Here is a 15,920-nt window from a genome sequence, read left to right on the forward strand (position 1 = left end):
GCTGCTCCCCGACGACGTGATGTACGACGTGATCCAGACCGTGCCCGCATGGCTGGCCCCCGGCCGGCGACGCAGGGCTGGATCGGGTTCGCGCGCGAGGAACTCTCACTGCACCCCTGGCTGAACTTCTACGTCCAGGACGGCCACCCGTACGTGGCTGAACCCGGAGGCGTGGTGCAACCGCTGGCCGAATCCGCGCCGCCCTTCACCCTCCGCCAGACCACCGACTGACATTCCGCCGCCACGCGCCGTGCCAGACTCTCGCAGTGCGAGAGGAAACGGGAGATCAGCTGACTGCCGACGAACTGGTGCCGACTCCGGGCGGCCGGTGGAGCGGCCTGCTGTTCGACAATCCGAAACTAGGCATCAGCCCGTATCTGAGCTGGAGTTTTTACTTTCCCTACGCGGACGTGGAACGCGAATACGGAGCAAGCACTGTTTCGCTCAGCCTTGACTGGATCACCCTCGCGCCTGCGACTTGGCGCGACATGGCTGGCCAAGGTGTGAACAGCGCGCAGGTCGCGGGCCTTGCCGAGGCGAGCGTCTACTTCTTCCAGCACCACAGCTACGACAACGCAGAACTCCAGGTTGTCGAACAGCGCGGCACGCAGGTCCACGTCACCACCACTGTCTCCGGTGATCTCGACGGACTCGGTGTCGATCCCATCGGTGCCGAGCGCTGGCTGAGTTTCAGCGGTATCCGCGTGTCTGTCAGCTCAGTGCGGTCCGTGGCGGAGGCTTCGACCCGGCTCGGTGAGTTCATCGACGTCGCGGGCCTGTCATGTGTACCCGGTGTCGTGGCGGGCAGCTTCGTGTTCCGCCCCGTGAACTGAGACGGCCGTTGCGAGGCTGGGTTTGCCTTCCGCCAGGATTCCGCCGGACGAGTTCGCGACCAAGAGGCCGGAAGCGGCTGCTGCTGTATGCCGGGTGGGCCCGGTTGACGCCGGGCACCATGTCTTCACCTGGTGCCCGGCGTGGAGTGCCGGATCAGCAGAAGTCGGTGCCGCCCTCGTAGCTGGACTTCAGGTAGGCGGCGTCGCCGGCGATCATGGCGAATACCTTCTTGTTCTGGTCGAGGTCGAACAGGATGCCCCGTCCGGACGTCGTGGTGACCAGGTACGCCGCGCCGCCGTTCAGTTCCTTGCCGAGGTTGCCGTAGATCGACGAGACGGCGGCCAGCGTCATGCCGAGGCGGGCGCCGGACGGCGTCGGGATGGTCTTGGACCGGTTGACCACCAGGTACAGCTCGCCGTCGGGCCGGAACTGCAGCTGGACGTCCTTCCACACGCCGGTGCCGCTGGCGGTGGTGTTCACCGGGCAGGTCTCCGCGCCGGTGGCGACCTTGTCGAGGAGCCCGCCCGCCTTCAGCGCCTCCAGGTTCCCGCCGATCGTGTACGGGCCCGCGCCGTCGACGGTGAAGTTGATCGCGGGGGACGGCGACGGCGACGCTGCCGGGCTCGTCTCCGCGCTGGGGGAGGCCGCCGCGGACACGCTGGTCTGCGCGCTCGGCGCGGGCGTGGTCGGGGCGGGGTCGTCGTCGCCGCAGCCGGCGAGAACGGCGACGGTGAGCACGGGAAGCAGAGCGAGACAGGCACGACGCAGCATGATCTGTAGTGGAGCGGATCGCGGATCGGCGCGCTATCAGCAAACCGACTCACGTTTCAGCCCACACGCACATCGATCCGAACGGCCGATCCCACCCGATCCCGTCGTCCCGGCGTGCAGTTTCAGGGAAACTGCGCCTTCGCGGCCGCGCGTTGCCGCACTTTCCTTGAAAGTGCACGCCGCGGCGGCGAGCGGGCGTCAGCGGGTCGGGCGGAGTTGGAGAGTGTGGGAGGCGTGGCGGGCTTTGGTGGCCAGGTAGCCGGCGTTGGCGGGGGACAGGTGCACCTCCGTCGGGACGCGCTCGGTCACCGCCACGCCCAGGCGGGTGAGCTGCTCGGCCTTGTCGGGGTTGTTGGAGAGCAGCGCGACCCGGGTCACGTCGAGGGCGCGGAGCATCTGCGCGGCGACGGTGTAGTCGCGGGCGTCCTCGTCGTGGCCGAGGGCGAGGTTCGCCTCGTAGGTGTCCAGGCCGGTGTCCTGCAGCGCGTACGCCTCCATCTTGGCGTACAGGCCGATGCCCCGGCCTTCCTGCCGCAGGTAGAGCAGGTAGCCGCCGGCGACGGTGATGCGTTCGGCGGCTTCGCGCAGCTGCGGGCCGCAGTCGCAGCGCTGGCTGCCGAACACGTCGCCGGTCAGGCACTCGCTGTGCGGGCGGACCAGCGGCACGGGCAGGTCGTCGGCGTCGCGGCGCAGGGTGGTGGCGTGGTCGCCGAGGCCGAGCGCGAGGTGTTCGCGGCCGTCGACGAGGCCGGTGAAGGTGACGACCCGGGCCGTGGTCGTGTAGCCGTCGGGGAACCGCAGCGGCACCTGGACCTGGGTGCGCACCGTCGCCGGCGGCGGCACGGCGGTCACCGGTCGCCCTGCTCGGCGCTGTCGAACCGGGGCGACAGCGCGTACCGCAGCAGCACCACGTCCCCGATCTGCCGCACGTCGGCCAGTTTGGCGCGGCGGCCCGGGTGGAACGGGAAGTCGCCGTCGTTGACGAAGCGGCTGGCCCGCGAGTCGCCGACGAAGAACGGGGCCACCACCAGGTGCAGCTCGTCGGCGAGGTCGGCGGTGAGGAACTGGGTGTGGATGGTGCCGCCGCCCTCCACCATCAGCCGCTCGACGCCGCGCTCGTACAGGTCCTCGGTGACCTGGCGCAGGTCCACGGGCAGGCCGCCGTCGACCACGGTGGCGACGTCGCCGAGCAGGGCGCGGGCGTGCTCGACGCGCGGGCTGGCGCAGTACACGATCTTCTCGGCGTCGCCGGCGGTGAAGAAGGCGGCCCCGGGGTCGAGTTTGGCCTTCTCGGTGACGGTGACCTTGATCGGGCACTCCGGCACGCCGCGGGCCGTCCGGGCGTCGCGGCGGGCCTGGGTGCGCACCATCAGCCGCGGGTTGTCCCGGCGTACGGTGCGCGCGCCGACCAGGATCGCGTCGCAGGAGGCGCGGACCGCGTCGACGCGGTCGAAGTCGGCGGCGTTGGACAGCAGCAGCCGCTCGTCGGTCGCGCCGTCGAGGTAGCCGTCGATCGACATGCTGCAACTGAGCAGGACGTACGGGCGCTCACGCATGCTGTCCACTCCGACTCTTGGTGCGTGCCAGCAGGACGGCGGCCCCGGGCAGCGCGGCGACCAGGCCGAGCACGCCGTAGGTGACGGCGGCGGCGACGCCCTGCGTGGAGGTCATCCCGGCGGCGGCGAACGCCCAGGCGGCGACGCCTTCGCGGGGGCCCCAGCCGGCGACGTTCAGCGGCAGCGCCATGGCCAGCAGCGCGAGTTGCGTCAGCGGCACCAGCAGCGTCACCGGGGCGTGGGCGCCCGCGGTGCGGGCGGCGATCACGAACATGACGAGCTGTCCGGTCACGACGACCGCGGAGGCCAGGCCGATGCCGACCCAGCGGCGGCGGGTGACCAGGACCTCCCGGACATCGGTGTACGCGGTGCGCAGCGCCGCCGCCCAGCGGGCCGTCCGGCCCCGGGCCAGCGCCCGCAGCGCCAGCGCGACGGCCAGCCCGGTCGCCGCGACGGCCGCGACGACCAGCGGCATGCGGTCGCGCACCGGGGACGGCAGCACCAGCAGCAACAGCAGCGAGGCGGTGATCTGCACGGTCAGCCCGATGGTGCGCTCCAGCACCACGGCCCGCACCGCGAGGCGCACGTCGCTGATGTCCAGGCCGTGCCGCACCGCGCGGTGCACGTCGCCGACCACGCCGCCGGGCAGCGTCGTGTTGAGGAACAGCGAGCGGTAGTACGCCTTGACGGCCCGCCCCAGCGGCAGCCGCACGCCGAGGCCCTCGGCGACCAGGCTCCACCGCCACGCGCAGGCGACCGTGCTCAGCGCGCCGAGCCCGAGCGCGGCCAGCAGCGCCTGCCGGTCGAGCAGGCGTACCCCGTCGAGGAAGGGCCCGGTCCCCACCTGCCACACCAGCAGCGCGAGGATGAGCACTCCCGCGATCGCGCGCGCCCAGGCCCCGAGCCGGACCGCGGGCGGCGGGGGGACCTCTGTCACGGCACCGTGCAACGCGCTCTCCTGTTCAGACACTTCATCCTTCCTAGAGGTACCGTCCCCGCGTGTCTGTGGATTTATACACACAGCGCCGTCAACGGGCCAGCGGACCGGACCCTTCCACCCGGGAGAGCACCGCAGCGACCTGGTCAGCGGTCCGGGTCCAGCCGGTGAGGCCGGCGCGCCGGGCGCGGGCCGCGTGCCGGAGCCGGTCGCGCAGGTCGGGGTCGGTGAGCCAGCCGCGCAGCGCCGTGGCGAGCGCCGGGCCGCCGGGCGGGACGAGCAGGCCGGGCAGCCGGCCGCCGGGGGCCGTGCCCAGCGCCTCGGGCAGCCCCTGCACGTCGTGGGCCAGCACCGGGATGCCCCGGGCCAGCGCTTCGGTGACGACCATGCCATAGCTCTCCCCGCGCGAGGGCAGCACGAGCAGGTCCGCGGCGCGGTACGCGGCGGCCAGTTCGTCGCCCAGGCGCACGCCCGAGAACGTGATCCGATCGGCTACCGGATGTGCCCGCAGCCGGGCCGCGTACGCCGGGTCGCGGTCGGGCGAGCCGACGAACACGCAGCTCCAGGGTAGCTCGGTGAGCGTGGCCAGGGCGTCGAGAAGCAGGTGGTGGCCCTTGTGCGGGGCGAGCGCGGCGACGCAGAGCAGGCGGTTGCCGGCCGGTGAGCCGGGGGAGACCGGAGCGGGGTCCACGCCGGGTGGGGCGGCGTGGACGAGGGCGGGCGGCAGGGCGTACGCCTCGACGGCCCGCTCGCGGCACCACCGGCTGGTGGTGACGACGGCGGCCGCGCCCCGCAGCACCCTGGCCTCGCCGGGCCGCAGGCCCGCGTCGGTGTCCCCGAACAGCATGTGGGCCAGCACGACGAGCCGCAGCCGCGGCGCGCCCGCGGCGAGCACGTCGGGCGCGGCGACGGCGACCAGGCCGTCGAGCAGCACCACCGCGCCGTCGGGCAGCGCCGCGAGCGCGTCGGCGAGCCCGGCCAGGTCGGCTGCGGCCGGATACGGCCACGAGCCGAGTACCGGGTGCTCGCACACCGTCCAGCCGGCCGCGGCCAGCCCGTCACAGACCCGCCGGTCGTAGGCGTTGCCGCCGCTGGGAAGTGCGGGATCGTCGACGCCGCCCGGCAGCACGACGTGCACGGTGCTCACCCGCCGGACCGCCGGGCGGCTATTCCGGATCTTGTGCACTTCGTGTCGCTCCGGCAGCACGAAGTGCACAAGATCCGGGAGGCGCGTGGCCGGATCCGGCTCACAGGGGCCGCTCGTACGAGGCCCAGGCGATGTGCGACTCGTGCAGGGTGACCGTGATGCCGGCCAGGCCGCGGGCGTTCTCGCCGAACGCGCCCGCGTGTACCCGGGCGGCCAGCCGGTCCGCGATGACCTGGGCGAGCTTCTCGGTCGTGGTGTTGACGCCCGCGAAGGCGGGGTCGTCGTCGAGGTTGCGCAGGTTCAGCGCGCCGACGACGGCGTTGAGCTCCTGCGACGCGGCGGCGATGTCGACCACGATGTCGTCGGGGTCCAGCTCGGCCCGCCTGAACGTCGCGTCGACGACGAACGTCGCGCCGTGCAGGCGCTGGGCCGGGCCGAAGACCTCGCCCCGGAAGCTGTGGGCGATCATCATGTGGTCGCGGACCGTCACGCTGAACATGGGGTTCACTCTCCGTCGTAGCTGATGGTGTGGCACAGGGCGGGCAGGGTGCCGTCGGCGAGGCCGGCCAGCACCTCGGGCAGCCGGTCGAACGCCGACTCGCCGGACAGCAGCGCGTCGAAGGCCGGGTCGCGCAGCAGGTCCAGGGCGATGGCGAGCCGGTCGGTGAAGGAGCGCCGCGCGGCGCGGGCCGGGGAGACCGTGCCGACCTGGCTGCCGCGGATGGTCAGCCGTCCGGAGTGGAAGGCGCCGCCCAGCGACAGGCCGATCTCGCGGTCGCCGTACCAGCTCAGCTCGACGACGGTGCCCTCCGGGGCCAGCAGGTCCAGCGCGCGCTGCAGCCCCGCGCCGGTTGCGGAGGCGTGGAAGACCAGGTCGTTGCCGCCCTCGGCGGCTTCGGGCGAGGTGAACGCGACGCCGAGCGCCGCCGCGACCGCGGCCCGCGCCGGGTTCGTGTCCACCAGCTGCACCGACACCCCGGGGAAGCGCGCCAGCAGCGCCGCGACGCAGCAGCCGACCATGCCCGCGCCCAGCACCGCGATCCGGTCGCCGACCAGCGGCGGGCCGTCCCACAGCGCGTTGACCGCGGTCTCCACGGTGCCCGCGAGCACGGCCCGGCGCGCGGGCACGCCGTCGGGCACCGGCACCACCGCGCCCGCGGGCACCACGTAGCGGGTCTGGTGCGGGTACAGGCAGAACACGGTGCGGCCGAGCAGCTCGGGCGGACCCTGCTCGACGACGCCGACGCTGAGGTAGCCGTACTTCACCGGCCCGGGGAAGTCGCCCTCCTGGAACGGGGCACGCATCACGGCGTACTGGCCCGGTGGCACCTCGCCGCGGAACACCAGCGTCTCGGTGCCCCGGCTCAGACCGGAGTGGAGGGTGCGCACCAGCACCTCGTCCGGTCCCGGATCGGGCAGCGCCACGGGACGGATCTCGCCCGCGCCGGGCGCGGCGGTCCAGAAGGCGCGCGCGTAGGATGCCATCGGCTTCCTCTCCTCGGATCAAGGTCGAACCTAACGGAGGTACGGTGCCGCCGGTAAGGCCGGGCCCCGTGATCGGGCTGTGCGTCCAGTTCGCCATGCTCGCGCTGCTGTCGGCGGCGGTCGGCCTCGGACACGCCGGATGGGCGGCCGGGATCGCCTACGCCGTCGGGTTGTGCGTGCTGCTCACCCGGGCGATGCGCACCGCCGGGCTGGTCGCGTTCGGACCGGCCGACCTGGTCACGCTGACGCGTGCGGCGCTGGCCGGGTGCGTCACCGCGCTGACCGCGGCCTCGTTCACCGGCGACATCCGGGTGCCGGTGCTGGTCGGGATCACGGTGGTGGCGCTGGTGCTCGACGCGGTCGACGGCAAGGTCGCCCGGCGCACCGGCACCGAGACGGCGTTCGGCGCGCGGTTCGACATGGAGGTCGACGCGTTCCTCATCCTGGTGCTGAGCTGCTACGCCGCCCCGTCGGCGGGGTGGTGGGTGCTCGCGATCGGCGCGATGCGCTACGTCTACGTCGTGGCCACCTGGGTGCTGCCGTGGCTGCGCGGGCAGCTTTTCCCGCGGTACTGGCGCAAGGTGGTGGCCGCGATCCAGGGCATCGTGCTGGCGGCCGCAGCCGCAGAGGTGCTGCCCCGGCCGGTGGTGCTCGTCGCGCTCGCGGGCGCGCTCGCGCTGCTCACCGAGTCCTTCGGCCGCGACGTGGTCTACCTGTGGCGGCGGCGCGCGGTCGCGGTCCGGCCTGACCCGGCGCTGGTCGGCGCGCCGGCACCCGCGGTCGCCGCCGCTCGCGGCGATCGGGCCTGAGGCCCGCCCCCGACCGGGACGGGCCGCCCGCCCGCCGGTGGCTTGATGCGGCTAACGGGTGCGGGCGTAGACGTCGCCGGAGCGGCCGAGGGCGCGGAAGCGCTCGTCCAGCAACCGCACCAGGCCGGCCGCGTCCAGCCACTGCTCGCTGGCGAAGCGCATGGTCTCCACGGGCGCGTAGTTGTACTCGTATCCGCCGAGCCGTTCCACCAGGTCCAGCGCGGTGAGGGCGGCGTCGTGGGCGAACGGCAGGTACTCGAAGGACAGCGCGCGCAGCGGCCGGGACAGCCCGCGCAGCACGTCCGCCTCGAAGCCCTCGACGTCGATCTTGCAGAAGGCCGGCTCGCCGTGCGCCGCGATGAGATCGTCCAAGGTGACCACCTCGACCTCGACCGACCGGTCCCAGCGCACCTCGGCGAAGCGCTCGTCGGCCGCGGTCACCGACTCGATCCACTCGTGCGACAGCGAGGAGACCGTCGGCGTCGCCGACGACAGCGCCAGCGACGCCGTGCCCGCCCGCGCCCCGACCGCGGTGGGCAGGATGGTCACGCCCTGGTCGCGCCCGAAGAACAGCCGCAGCACCCGCAGGCAGTCGGGCTGCGGCTCGATCGCCAGCACCCGCGCCCCGAGCCGCCGCCACGGCCGCACCCGGCTCCCGACATGCGCCCCGACGTCGAAGGCGAGGTCACCCGGCCCGAGGAACTGCGCGTAGAAGCGCCGCATCCGCCGATGCCGACCCGGGATGCCGTGGTACATCACCAGGGACCTGGCCATCCCCCAAGCACGAGCGAGCATGGCCGAGCCTAACCCCCGAACCCACCCCCCACCCCACACCCCGCCCCGAGTTCAAGCAAGGAAGGGCACCTTCACATCGCTATGTGTTGTAGAAGGTGCCCTTCCCAACGCCGCTCCTCGCGGAGCCGGCGTAATGCGGTGGTTGGGGAGGTGGGTGGGGTGGAATCGTGGGGCGGTGATCGAGTTTCCCGACCGGATGCGGCGTACCGCGTTGAGCAAGGGCATGGCGGGCCGGGAGTGGCTGGCGGGGCTGCCGGAGCGGCTCTCGTATGCGTGCGCGGCCTGGGGGCTGACGCCCGGGGAGGCGCTCGACGGCGGGTCGGCCGCGCTGGTGCTCGCGGTGCGCCGGAGCGACGGGACGGACGCGGTGCTGCGGCTGGCTCCGCCGGGTGACGGCTTCGCGGGGCAGGTGCGCACGATCGCCGCGGCGGACGGGCACGGGTACGTCCGGCTGTACGCCCACGATCCGGAACGGGACGCCGCGCTGCTGGAGCCGCTCGGCCCGGCGCTGGGCGCCACCGCGCCCTCGCCCGAGCACACGCTCGACGTGCTGGCCACGACGCTGCGGCAGGCGTGGCTGGTGCCCCGGCCGCCGGACGCGAGCGTGCCGCCCGGCACGGACAAGGCCAGCACGCTGGCCGAGCTGATCATCGAACTGTGGCCGGGGACCGGCCGGCCCTGCCCGGCCGAGGTCGTCGACCGGGCCGTCGGGTACGCCCGCCGCCGCGCGGCCGCGTTCGACCTGGACGGCAGCGTGGTCTGCCACGGGGACCCGCACCCGGACAACGCGCTCGCGGTGCTGTCGCCGAGGCTCGGCGCGGAGTCGGGCTATGTCTTCATCGACCCGGACGGCTTCCTCTGCGACCCGGCCTACGACCTCGGCGTCGCGGTGCGCGGCTGGACGGACGAGGTGCTGGCGGCGGCGGACCCGGTCGGCCTGGTGCGGGGCTACTGCGCGCGGCTGGCGGCGGCCACCGGCGTGGCCGAGCAGGCGATCTGGGAGTGGGGCTTCACCGAGCGCGTGTCGTCGGGGCTCTACATGATCCGGCACGGCGCACCCGACGAGGGCCGCGAGTACCTGGCGTCGGCCGGTCGGCTGCTCGGCTGAGGCGTGTGCCGGGGCTTGTTGGAAAGATCTTGCGTAGGGGCCGTCGTGCCGTTTCGGGCCGGATCCGTTGACTTCATTGAAACTTCTTGTGAACATTGCGGCAAGGTTTCAATGCGGTTTCATCCGCGTACCCCTGTACCGCTGCGCGACGATCCGTCCCCTCGTACGTCCGGAGTGTCCTCATGCAACGACGCAGACTTCTCCCCCTGGCGCTCGCGGCGGTCCTCGCCGCGGCGCTGCCGATCCCGGCCGCCGTCCCCGCGGCCGCGGCCCCCTCGGGCAGCAAGGACGTCATCGTCCAGCTCTTCGAGTGGAACTGGCCCTCGGTCGCGGCCGAGTGCACCAACTACCTCGGCCCGCGCGGCTACGGCTACGTGCAGGTCTCCCCGCCCCAGGAGCACGCGCGCGGCCAGCAGTGGTGGGTCGCGTACCAGCCGGTCAGCTACCGGGTCGAGTCCCGCAAGGGCACCCGCGCCCAGTTCCAGTCGATGGTCACCACCTGCCACAACGCGGGTGTGAAGGTCATCGTGGACGCGGTGGTCAACCACATGACCGGGGTGGGCTCGGGCGCCGGCTGGGCCGGCTCGACCTACACGTCGTACACCTACCCGGGCATCTACCAGACGCAGGACTTCCACCACTGCGGCCGCAACGGCAACGACGACATCGTCAACTACGGCGACCGGTACGAGGTGCAGAACTGCGAGCTGGTCAACCTCGCCGACCTCAAGACCGAGAGCGACTACGTCCGCACCAAGCTCGCGGGTTACCTCAACGACCTGCTCAGCCTGGGCGTCGACGGGTTCCGGTGGGACGCCAGCAAGCACATGCCCGCGGCCGACATCGCCGCGATCAAGGGCAAGCTGTCCCGCTCGGTGTACCACGTGCAGGAGGTCATCTACGGCGCGGGCGAGCCGGTCCAGCCGACCGAGTACACCGGCAACGGCGACGTGCACGAGTTCCGCTACGGCAAGGACCTGGGCCGGGTGTTCCGCCGCGAGAAGCTCGCCTACCTGGCGAACTTCGGCGAGCCGTGGGGGCACATCGCCACCGCCAAGGCGGCCGTGTTCGTCGACAACCACGACACCCAGCGTGAGGGCGGCGACATCCTCACGTACAAGGACAACGGCATCTACGCGCTGGCCAACGCGTTCATGCTGGCCTGGCCGTACGGTTCGCCCACGGTGATGAGCAGCTACGAGTTCAGCAACAAGGACCAGGGGCCGCCCTCGGACGCCAACGGCAAGACGAACAACAGCACCTGCTTCTCGGGCGGCTGGCGGTGCGAGCACCGCTGGCAGGTCATCGCGAACATGGTCGGCTTCCACAACGCGGTCAAGGGCACCGCGGTCGTCAACTGGTACGACAACGGCAACAACCACATCGCGTTCGGGCGCAGCGGCAAGGGCTACCTGACGATCAACGACGAGGACGGCGCGGTCAACGGGCGGTCGTACCAGACCAACCTGCCGGCGGGCCGGTACTGCGACGTGATCCACGGGGAGAAGAGCGGCACCACCTGCACCGGCCCGGTGATCACGGTGGACGCGAGCGGCTGGTTCGCGGCCAACGTCGCCGCCCACGACGCCATCGCCATCCACGTCAACGCCAAGATCAGCTAGCGTGGTGATCACTCGACTTGCCCGGCACCTGTGCGAAACGTCGCCCAGACACGCACGAGTGCCGGGCAAGTCGAGTGATCTTGAATGCGGCGCGCCGCCGGGCGTGGCACGCTGGGACGCATGGACGATGCGGGCGACCTCGGACTGTTCGGGCCCGGGTCGGTGACCTGGCGGGTGCACGGTGAGCCGGTGCTCTGGGTGGCCGGGGTGCGCTCGCTGTTCCTGCAGGCCCTGCACCCGCGGGCGATCGCCGGGGTGGTGCAGAACTCCAGCTACAAGGTCGAGCCGTGGGGCCGGCTGATGCGCACCGCAGACTACGTCGGCACGGTCATGTTCGGCACCACCGCGCAGGCCCGCGCCGCCGGGCGGCGTATCCGGGGCGTGCACGCCCGCATGCGCGCGGTGGACCGGCACACCGGGGAGGTGTACCGCATCGACGAGCCCGAGCTGCTGCGCTGGGTGCACGTCACCGAGGTGGAGTCGTTCGTGAGCACCGCCCGCCGGGCGGGCCTGGAGCTGAGCGACGCCGACGTCGACGGGTACTACACCGAGCAGCGCCGGGCCGCGCAGCTCGTCGGGCTGGACCCGGCGTCCGTGCCGGGCACCGCGGCGGAGGTCGACGCCTACTACCGGCGGATGCGTCCGGAGCTGGCGCTGACCCGCGAGGCCCTGGACACCCTGTTCTTCCTGATGGCGCCGCCGCTGCCGTGGCGCCTGGGGCTGACGCCGGCCCGGCTGGTCTACACGGGCCTGGCCGCCACGGCGTTCTCGCTGCAACCGGGCTGGGCCCGCCGGATCTACGGCACCCTGGGCCTGCCCACCACCGACCTGTCCGCGTCGGTCTCGGTACGCGCGCTGCGCCTGACCATGCGCGCCCTGCCCGATCGCTTCCTGCACGGCCCCATCTACCGCGACGCCATGGCCCGCGCCGCGGCCGCGGCCTGACCTGCGCCGCCGGCCCCCGGCGGATGGGAAGGGCACCTTCTACAACGCGGAGCGTTGTGAAGGTGCCCTTCCTTACGTCCAGGCGGGGGAGGGGGGTCGGGACTGCTGGGCTTCGGTGGAGACCCGGGGGTCGCCCGAGTGCAGGCCGTGCCACCAGCGGCGGCCGTCGGCGGCGAACGAGGCCAGCGGTACGGGGGAGCCGTCGGCGCGCTCCACGGTCAGCCGCTGGAAGTGGATGTCGCCCTCGATGCAGTACTCCGTGTCGCCGCCCGGCTCCTCGCGGGCGCACTCGCAGAACCAGTACATGCTGTGCGTGGCCGGGCCGGTGCCCGCCAGCATCAGGCTGGCCGTCGCGGGCCAGTCCCGGGTGAGCTCGGGGTCGTCGAGGAAGCGCCAGCCGTACATCGGGTCGGAGCGGCTGACCGAGGCGAGGAACGCGTCGGCGGCGTCGGCGTCGGCCAGCTCGATCGGGTGGCCGTAGTCGCGGCTCGCGGTCCGGGTGCGGTCCCGGCGCAGCAGCACCCGCATCAGGCTGACGCCGGTGAACACCAGGGCGCGGCGGGTGTCCGGGTCGATCGGTCCCTGCTCGGGCATGGCGAGCACGTGCAGCAGCAGGCGCACCGTGCGGGCGGGCCAGTTCACCCGCAAGCCGACCACATCGGACTCGTTGAGCGCCACGTTGCACCCGTCGAGCAGGGAACGATCCTCGAACATGATGACCATCATCGCGGGTGATCGGCCCGTGCGCACCGCCCCGGCTGCCCGGATCGCCCGGCCGGTCAGCCGAACGGGGCGATCCGGTCGGCACGCGCAGAGGTCGCCGTGAACCTCGGATGGACCTAAGGTGGCGGGCATGCGAGTGAGGGGATACGCGCCCGCCACCCCGTGCTGGGCGGAGTACATGACCGCGGACCCGGCCGGTGCCGCGGCGTTCTACAGCGGGTTGTTCGGATGGACGCCGGGCGAGGTGTTCGCGCTCGACGGCCGGGCGGTCGCGGGCCTGCTGCCGGGCGAGCCCGGCCGGCCCGGGAGCTGGCTGTGCTACGTGTCGGCGGTGGCCGCCGAGGACGGCGTGGCGGCGGTGCTGGACGCCGGCGGCTCGGTGCTGGTCCCGGCGCACGACCGCGGCCCGCGCGGACGCGCCGCCCTGGTCGCGGACTCCGCGGGAGCGGTGTTCGGGCTGTGGCAGCGCGGCACGTCCGGTGGCGCCGAGGCGGCCGCCGAGCCGGCCACGATGTGCTGGACCGAGGTCGTGACCTGGGACGAGGCCTCCGCGGTGGAGTTCTACGGCAGGGCGTTCCACTGGTCGGAGCGCAAGAGCGAGATCGCCGAGGGCGTCGACCACATCGAGTGGTTCGTCGACAGCCGTACGGTCGGCGGGCTGTCCGTGATGGACGAGCGCTACCCGGCCGGCACGCCCGCGCACTGGCGGGTCACCTTCGAGGTCGAGGACTGCGCCGCCACCATCGCGCGCTGCCTGGAGCTGGGCGGCGCGGTGCTGACCGGGCCGCTGGACCTGCCGGTGGGGCACTACGCGCTGCTGGCCGACGCGCAGGGCGGCACGTTCGGCGTGATCGAGCTGTCCGACGCGATCCTGGACACCCGGCTGTGACCGGGCAGTCAGAGATTCGGCGGTCCGAGATGTGGAGGTGACCTGGGTGCGCCCCGCGGCGGGGGCGCACCCAGGTCGCCAGGTCACCAGTTCGTGGAGCCCGCGACCGTCGGCCACGGCTTCCACCACGGCTTGATCAGGTAGGCGATGCCGCCCGAGCCGGAGGCCACCGTGCCGTTCGCGCGGTAGCGCTTGGTCCGCAGCCAGATCTGCTCGAACTGTTCACGCGGGTAGATGTTGCGCACCACGTCGTTGCTCGACGACGCCGGGTCGTTGACGATCACGTCGCCGTCGGCGGTGAAGCCGACGATGACGAACAGGTGCCCGGAGGTGCCGTAGCCGGCCCCGTCCAGCTCCTCGGACAGGAACGACTGGCTGGTGATCACCGGGATGCCGGCCTTGATGAAACGCTCCGCCTCGTCGAGCGAGTGCAGCCGGGTGACCTTGGCGTCCAGGCCCGGGAACGACGCGGCGTACGCGGTGTTGAACGGCCAGTTGCCCGCGCCCTGGTACGCGTAGTCGTACGTCATCCGGGCCGCGTGGTCGACCTGCGGGTCGGCGTACGACGGGTCGACCCAGGCGGTGTCCTCGGCCGACGGGCCGCGGCCGTAGTACTCCAGGACCATCGTGGTGGAGGTGGGCGAGCACCAGGCCTCGCCGCCGCCGTCGTACTCCGGGTACTCCCCGATGTGGATGTTCTGCGAGCGGCGCGGCACGGCCAGCTCGGTGCCCCAGGCGATGCCGCCCGCGCTCGGGGTGACGGTGAACCGGTCCGGCACGTTCGAGCTCATCGCGCCGAGCATCCACACCCGCGGCGAGCGCCACTGGTCCGGCGCCCGGTACAGGGTCAGGCGCAGCTGGTACGCATGCAGCAGCACGCCGTTGGCGGCGTCGTCGATGGAGAAGGTGTCGGTCCAGATCGTCGACCAGGGGTCGCCCTGCCGGTTGACCGTGGTGCGCTTGATGTCGCCGTCCCCGGACGCCCAGCGGCCCATCGTGTACCAGGGGGTCTGCCCGCCGGTGTTGTAGGTGCCCTGCATCTCGATCTGGATCCAGGTGCCCGCCGGGGTGTCGGCGTTCCAGGAGGCGACCAGCTCGGTGGCGTCGAAGCCGACCTCGGTCACCGGGGAGGTCCAGGTGCTGTAGTCGTAGCTCTTGGTGACGCTGGTGTACGGGTCGGTGTACTCGGTGGTGCCGGCCGGCCGCAGCATGGTGATGCCGGTGCGGATGCCGGGCAGGGCGAGGGTGCCCTGGTGGGTGCCCTGCCGCCACTCGGTGAAGCGGGACCACTCCTGGAACGTGATCTGCTCGTCGTGCGTGGGCGGCGCGGCTGCGGCGGGCGCGCCGGCGGCGGACAGCGCCGCGAGGCTGAGCGCGGTGAGGCCGGCGACGACGGCCGCCCGCAGGCGTGATCTGGCCATGGGTACTCCGCGGAAGTGATGGGTGGACATTCACCCGCCACTATCGCCGTTGAAGTTAACTTTCGCCAGACCCTAGTTGTCCCGAAGATTTCTTCATCCGGCCCCGGCGGCCGGCGAGAAGAAGCTCAGGCGGCCACATTGGCCACCGACGGCTCCGGCACCTCGTCCTGCTGCTGCCGGCTGCCCGCCTTCTTCTTGCGCCGGCGCAGCAGCCAGCTCACCACGCCGACGAGGCTGGTGACCACGGCCGACCAGGTGCCCCAGTGGGTGACGAGCTGCCACAGGGTGTACGACATGGTCCGGCGCACCTGCACCGACAGCGCCACCTCGTGCGTGATGGTGTGCCCGTTGCTGAGCGGCACCTCCAGATAGGCGGTGAGCAGCAGGTCGTCGGTCGGGTGTTTGGGGTGCACCAGCCAGGTCCACAGCATCTGCACGTCGCTGCCGGTGGTGGCGTTCACCGACTCCGACGGCGTGATCTCCACGTCCTCGGCGTTGCCGCGCAGCGTGGCCTTGACCGTCGGACCGACCTCCACCGGCCCGGCGGCCGTGGTCCGGGTGTCCTTCAGCATCGTGTTGATCTTCTGGGTCAGCTTCTCGCCCTCGCCGACCGCGAGCCCGATCCGCTGCGTCTGCTCGACGTCGAGCACGGCGGGCGACTGCCAGTAGGCCTGCCGCGTGACCAGCTCACGGGCTGCCGTGTCGATGTCCTTGAAGGTCCCCGTGCCGGGTGCGACCTGGCTGGGAGAGGGCTGCTGCTGGGAGTCGCCGTTCCGCTCGGCCCCGCAGCCGGCCAGTACGGCCATGGCGGCCACGGTGGCCACGGCCAGCAGCGCTCGCGTTCCGATGTGCATGGTGACGGCTCCTCCCCGATGAAA

The 15,920-nt window shown here is 72.5% G+C and carries 18 protein-coding genes; 7 read left to right on the top strand and 11 right to left on the bottom strand.

Annotated features, from left to right (window positions below):
- Positions 1–48 precede the first annotated feature (48 nt).
- Positions 49–231, top strand: coding sequence for a hypothetical protein (locus Cco03nite_RS00185; RefSeq protein WP_203687822.1), 183 nt, complete (start codon positions 49–51; stop codon positions 229–231).
- A 35-nt stretch (positions 232–266) separates the two neighbouring features.
- Positions 267–833, top strand: coding sequence for a hypothetical protein (locus tag Cco03nite_RS00190; protein WP_203687823.1), 567 nt, complete (start codon positions 267–269; stop codon positions 831–833).
- Positions 834–987: 154 nt separating this feature from the next.
- Here the strand turns inward: Cco03nite_RS00190 and Cco03nite_RS00195 are convergent, their stop codons facing one another.
- The 7 genes from Cco03nite_RS00195 to Cco03nite_RS00225 all read right to left on the bottom strand — a co-directional run bounded on the left by Cco03nite_RS00195 (position 988) and on the right by Cco03nite_RS00225 (position 6,730).
- Complete coding sequence (locus Cco03nite_RS00195) at positions 988–1,605, bottom strand: hypothetical protein (protein WP_203687824.1); 618 nt, start codon at positions 1,603–1,605, stop codon at positions 988–990.
- A gap of 198 nt (positions 1,606–1,803) precedes the next feature.
- Positions 1,804–2,448, bottom strand: coding sequence for a GTP cyclohydrolase II (locus tag Cco03nite_RS00200; protein ID WP_203688033.1), 645 nt, complete (start codon positions 2,446–2,448; stop codon positions 1,804–1,806).
- 5 nt (positions 2,449–2,453) lie between these two features.
- Positions 2,454–3,161 carry a RibD family protein gene (locus tag Cco03nite_RS00205; RefSeq protein WP_203687825.1) on the bottom strand — a complete coding sequence of 236 codons (708 nt, stop codon included), beginning with the start codon at positions 3,159–3,161 and terminating at the stop codon, positions 2,454–2,456.
- Positions 3,154–4,098 carry a lysylphosphatidylglycerol synthase transmembrane domain-containing protein gene (locus Cco03nite_RS00210; protein ID WP_203687826.1) on the bottom strand — a complete coding sequence of 315 codons (945 nt, stop codon included), beginning with the start codon at positions 4,096–4,098 and terminating at the stop codon, positions 3,154–3,156. The genes Cco03nite_RS00205 and Cco03nite_RS00210 overlap by 8 nt, the downstream gene beginning before the upstream one ends.
- Positions 4,099–4,189: 91 nt before the next feature.
- The gene (locus Cco03nite_RS00215; protein WP_203687827.1) at positions 4,190–5,245 is read right to left on the bottom strand and encodes a glycosyltransferase family 4 protein; all 1,056 of its coding nucleotides are present in this window, start codon (positions 5,243–5,245) and stop codon (positions 4,190–4,192) included.
- Positions 5,246–5,345: 100 nt separating this feature from the next.
- Positions 5,346–5,744 (bottom strand): 6-pyruvoyl trahydropterin synthase family protein, encoded by a 399-nt coding sequence (locus Cco03nite_RS00220; RefSeq protein ID WP_203687828.1) that lies wholly within the window; start codon positions 5,742–5,744, stop codon positions 5,346–5,348.
- Between the two features lie 5 nt (positions 5,745–5,749).
- Positions 5,750–6,730 carry a zinc-dependent alcohol dehydrogenase gene (locus Cco03nite_RS00225; protein WP_203687829.1) on the bottom strand — a complete coding sequence of 327 codons (981 nt, stop codon included), beginning with the start codon at positions 6,728–6,730 and terminating at the stop codon, positions 5,750–5,752.
- A 44-nt stretch (positions 6,731–6,774) separates the two neighbouring features.
- Here Cco03nite_RS00225 and Cco03nite_RS00230 point away from each other — a divergent pair, with 44 nt between their 5' ends.
- On the top strand, positions 6,775–7,539 hold the full coding sequence (locus Cco03nite_RS00230) for a CDP-alcohol phosphatidyltransferase family protein (RefSeq protein WP_203687830.1): 765 nt from the start codon (positions 6,775–6,777) through the stop codon (positions 7,537–7,539).
- Between the two features lie 51 nt (positions 7,540–7,590).
- Here Cco03nite_RS00230 and Cco03nite_RS00235 read toward each other — a convergent pair whose 3' ends face one another.
- Positions 7,591–8,313 (bottom strand): FkbM family methyltransferase, encoded by a 723-nt coding sequence (locus tag Cco03nite_RS00235; protein WP_239167004.1) that lies wholly within the window; start codon positions 8,311–8,313, stop codon positions 7,591–7,593.
- A gap of 196 nt (positions 8,314–8,509) precedes the next feature.
- On the opposite strand from Cco03nite_RS00235, the gene Cco03nite_RS00240 reads away from it, so the two are divergent.
- From Cco03nite_RS00240 to Cco03nite_RS00250, 3 genes are all read left to right on the top strand, one after another.
- Positions 8,510–9,442, top strand: coding sequence for an aminoglycoside phosphotransferase family protein (locus tag Cco03nite_RS00240; protein WP_203687832.1), 933 nt, complete (start codon positions 8,510–8,512; stop codon positions 9,440–9,442).
- Between the two features lie 182 nt (positions 9,443–9,624).
- Complete coding sequence (locus tag Cco03nite_RS00245; RefSeq protein ID WP_203687833.1) at positions 9,625–11,064, top strand: alpha-amylase; 1,440 nt, start codon at positions 9,625–9,627, stop codon at positions 11,062–11,064.
- A 120-nt stretch (positions 11,065–11,184) separates the two neighbouring features.
- Positions 11,185–12,009, top strand: a complete 825-nt coding sequence (locus Cco03nite_RS00250; protein WP_203687834.1) for an oxygenase MpaB family protein — start codon at positions 11,185–11,187, stop codon at positions 12,007–12,009.
- Positions 12,010–12,081: 72 nt separating this feature from the next.
- On the opposite strand, the gene Cco03nite_RS00255 is transcribed toward Cco03nite_RS00250, so the two are convergent.
- Positions 12,082–12,723, bottom strand: a complete 642-nt coding sequence (locus tag Cco03nite_RS00255) for a hypothetical protein (protein ID WP_203687835.1) — start codon at positions 12,721–12,723, stop codon at positions 12,082–12,084.
- A gap of 139 nt (positions 12,724–12,862) precedes the next feature.
- Here Cco03nite_RS00255 and Cco03nite_RS00260 point away from each other — a divergent pair, with 139 nt between their 5' ends.
- Positions 12,863–13,621 carry a VOC family protein gene (locus Cco03nite_RS00260; protein WP_203687836.1) on the top strand — a complete coding sequence of 253 codons (759 nt, stop codon included), beginning with the start codon at positions 12,863–12,865 and terminating at the stop codon, positions 13,619–13,621.
- An 83-nt stretch (positions 13,622–13,704) separates the two neighbouring features.
- Here Cco03nite_RS00260 and Cco03nite_RS00265 read toward each other — a convergent pair whose 3' ends face one another.
- Both Cco03nite_RS00265 and Cco03nite_RS00270 read right to left on the bottom strand, forming a co-directional pair.
- A complete protein-coding gene (locus Cco03nite_RS00265) occupies positions 13,705–15,042 on the bottom strand; it encodes a C39 family peptidase (protein WP_203687837.1) in 1,338 nt (445 codons plus the stop codon).
- 125 nt (positions 15,043–15,167) lie between these two features.
- Positions 15,168–15,896: a hypothetical protein gene (locus Cco03nite_RS00270; protein ID WP_203687838.1), complete on the bottom strand. Its 729-nt coding sequence runs from the start codon at positions 15,894–15,896 to the stop codon at positions 15,168–15,170.
- Between the last annotated feature and the right edge of the window lie 24 nt (positions 15,897–15,920).

This window comes from Catellatospora coxensis, from assembly GCF_016862635.1.
Classification (GTDB): Bacteria; Actinomycetota; Actinomycetes; order Mycobacteriales; family Micromonosporaceae; genus Catellatospora; species Catellatospora coxensis.

What these genes read in the sequence shown, in the direction of transcription:
- Cco03nite_RS00265 (WP_203687837.1), bottom strand. Translation starts at nt 15,042, where the DNA reads ATGGCCAGATCACGCCTGCGGGCGGCCGTCGTCGCCGGCCTCACCGCG.
- Cco03nite_RS00245 (WP_203687833.1), top strand. Translation starts at nt 9,625, where the DNA reads ATGCAACGACGCAGACTTCTCCCCCTGGCGCTCGCGGCGGTCCTCGCC.
- Cco03nite_RS00255 (WP_203687835.1), bottom strand. Translation starts at nt 12,723, where the DNA reads ATGTTCGAGGATCGTTCCCTGCTCGACGGGTGCAACGTGGCGCTCAAC.
- Cco03nite_RS00195 (WP_203687824.1), bottom strand. Translation starts at nt 1,605, where the DNA reads ATGCTGCGTCGTGCCTGTCTCGCTCTGCTTCCCGTGCTCACCGTCGCC.
- Cco03nite_RS00235 (WP_239167004.1), bottom strand. Translation starts at nt 8,313, where the DNA reads ATGGCCAGGTCCCTGGTGATGTACCACGGCATCCCGGGTCGGCATCGG.
- Cco03nite_RS00225 (WP_203687829.1), bottom strand. Translation starts at nt 6,730, where the DNA reads ATGGCATCCTACGCGCGCGCCTTCTGGACCGCCGCGCCCGGCGCGGGC.
- Cco03nite_RS00205 (WP_203687825.1), bottom strand. Translation starts at nt 3,161, where the DNA reads ATGCGTGAGCGCCCGTACGTCCTGCTCAGTTGCAGCATGTCGATCGAC.
- Cco03nite_RS00260 (WP_203687836.1), top strand. Translation starts at nt 12,863, where the DNA reads ATGCGAGTGAGGGGATACGCGCCCGCCACCCCGTGCTGGGCGGAGTAC.
- Cco03nite_RS00270 (WP_203687838.1), bottom strand. Translation starts at nt 15,896, where the DNA reads ATGCACATCGGAACGCGAGCGCTGCTGGCCGTGGCCACCGTGGCCGCC.
- Cco03nite_RS00250 (WP_203687834.1), top strand. Translation starts at nt 11,185, where the DNA reads ATGGACGATGCGGGCGACCTCGGACTGTTCGGGCCCGGGTCGGTGACC.
- Cco03nite_RS00220 (WP_203687828.1), bottom strand. Translation starts at nt 5,744, where the DNA reads ATGTTCAGCGTGACGGTCCGCGACCACATGATGATCGCCCACAGCTTC.
- Cco03nite_RS00185 (WP_203687822.1), top strand. Translation starts at nt 49, where the DNA reads ATGGCTGGCCCCCGGCCGGCGACGCAGGGCTGGATCGGGTTCGCGCGC.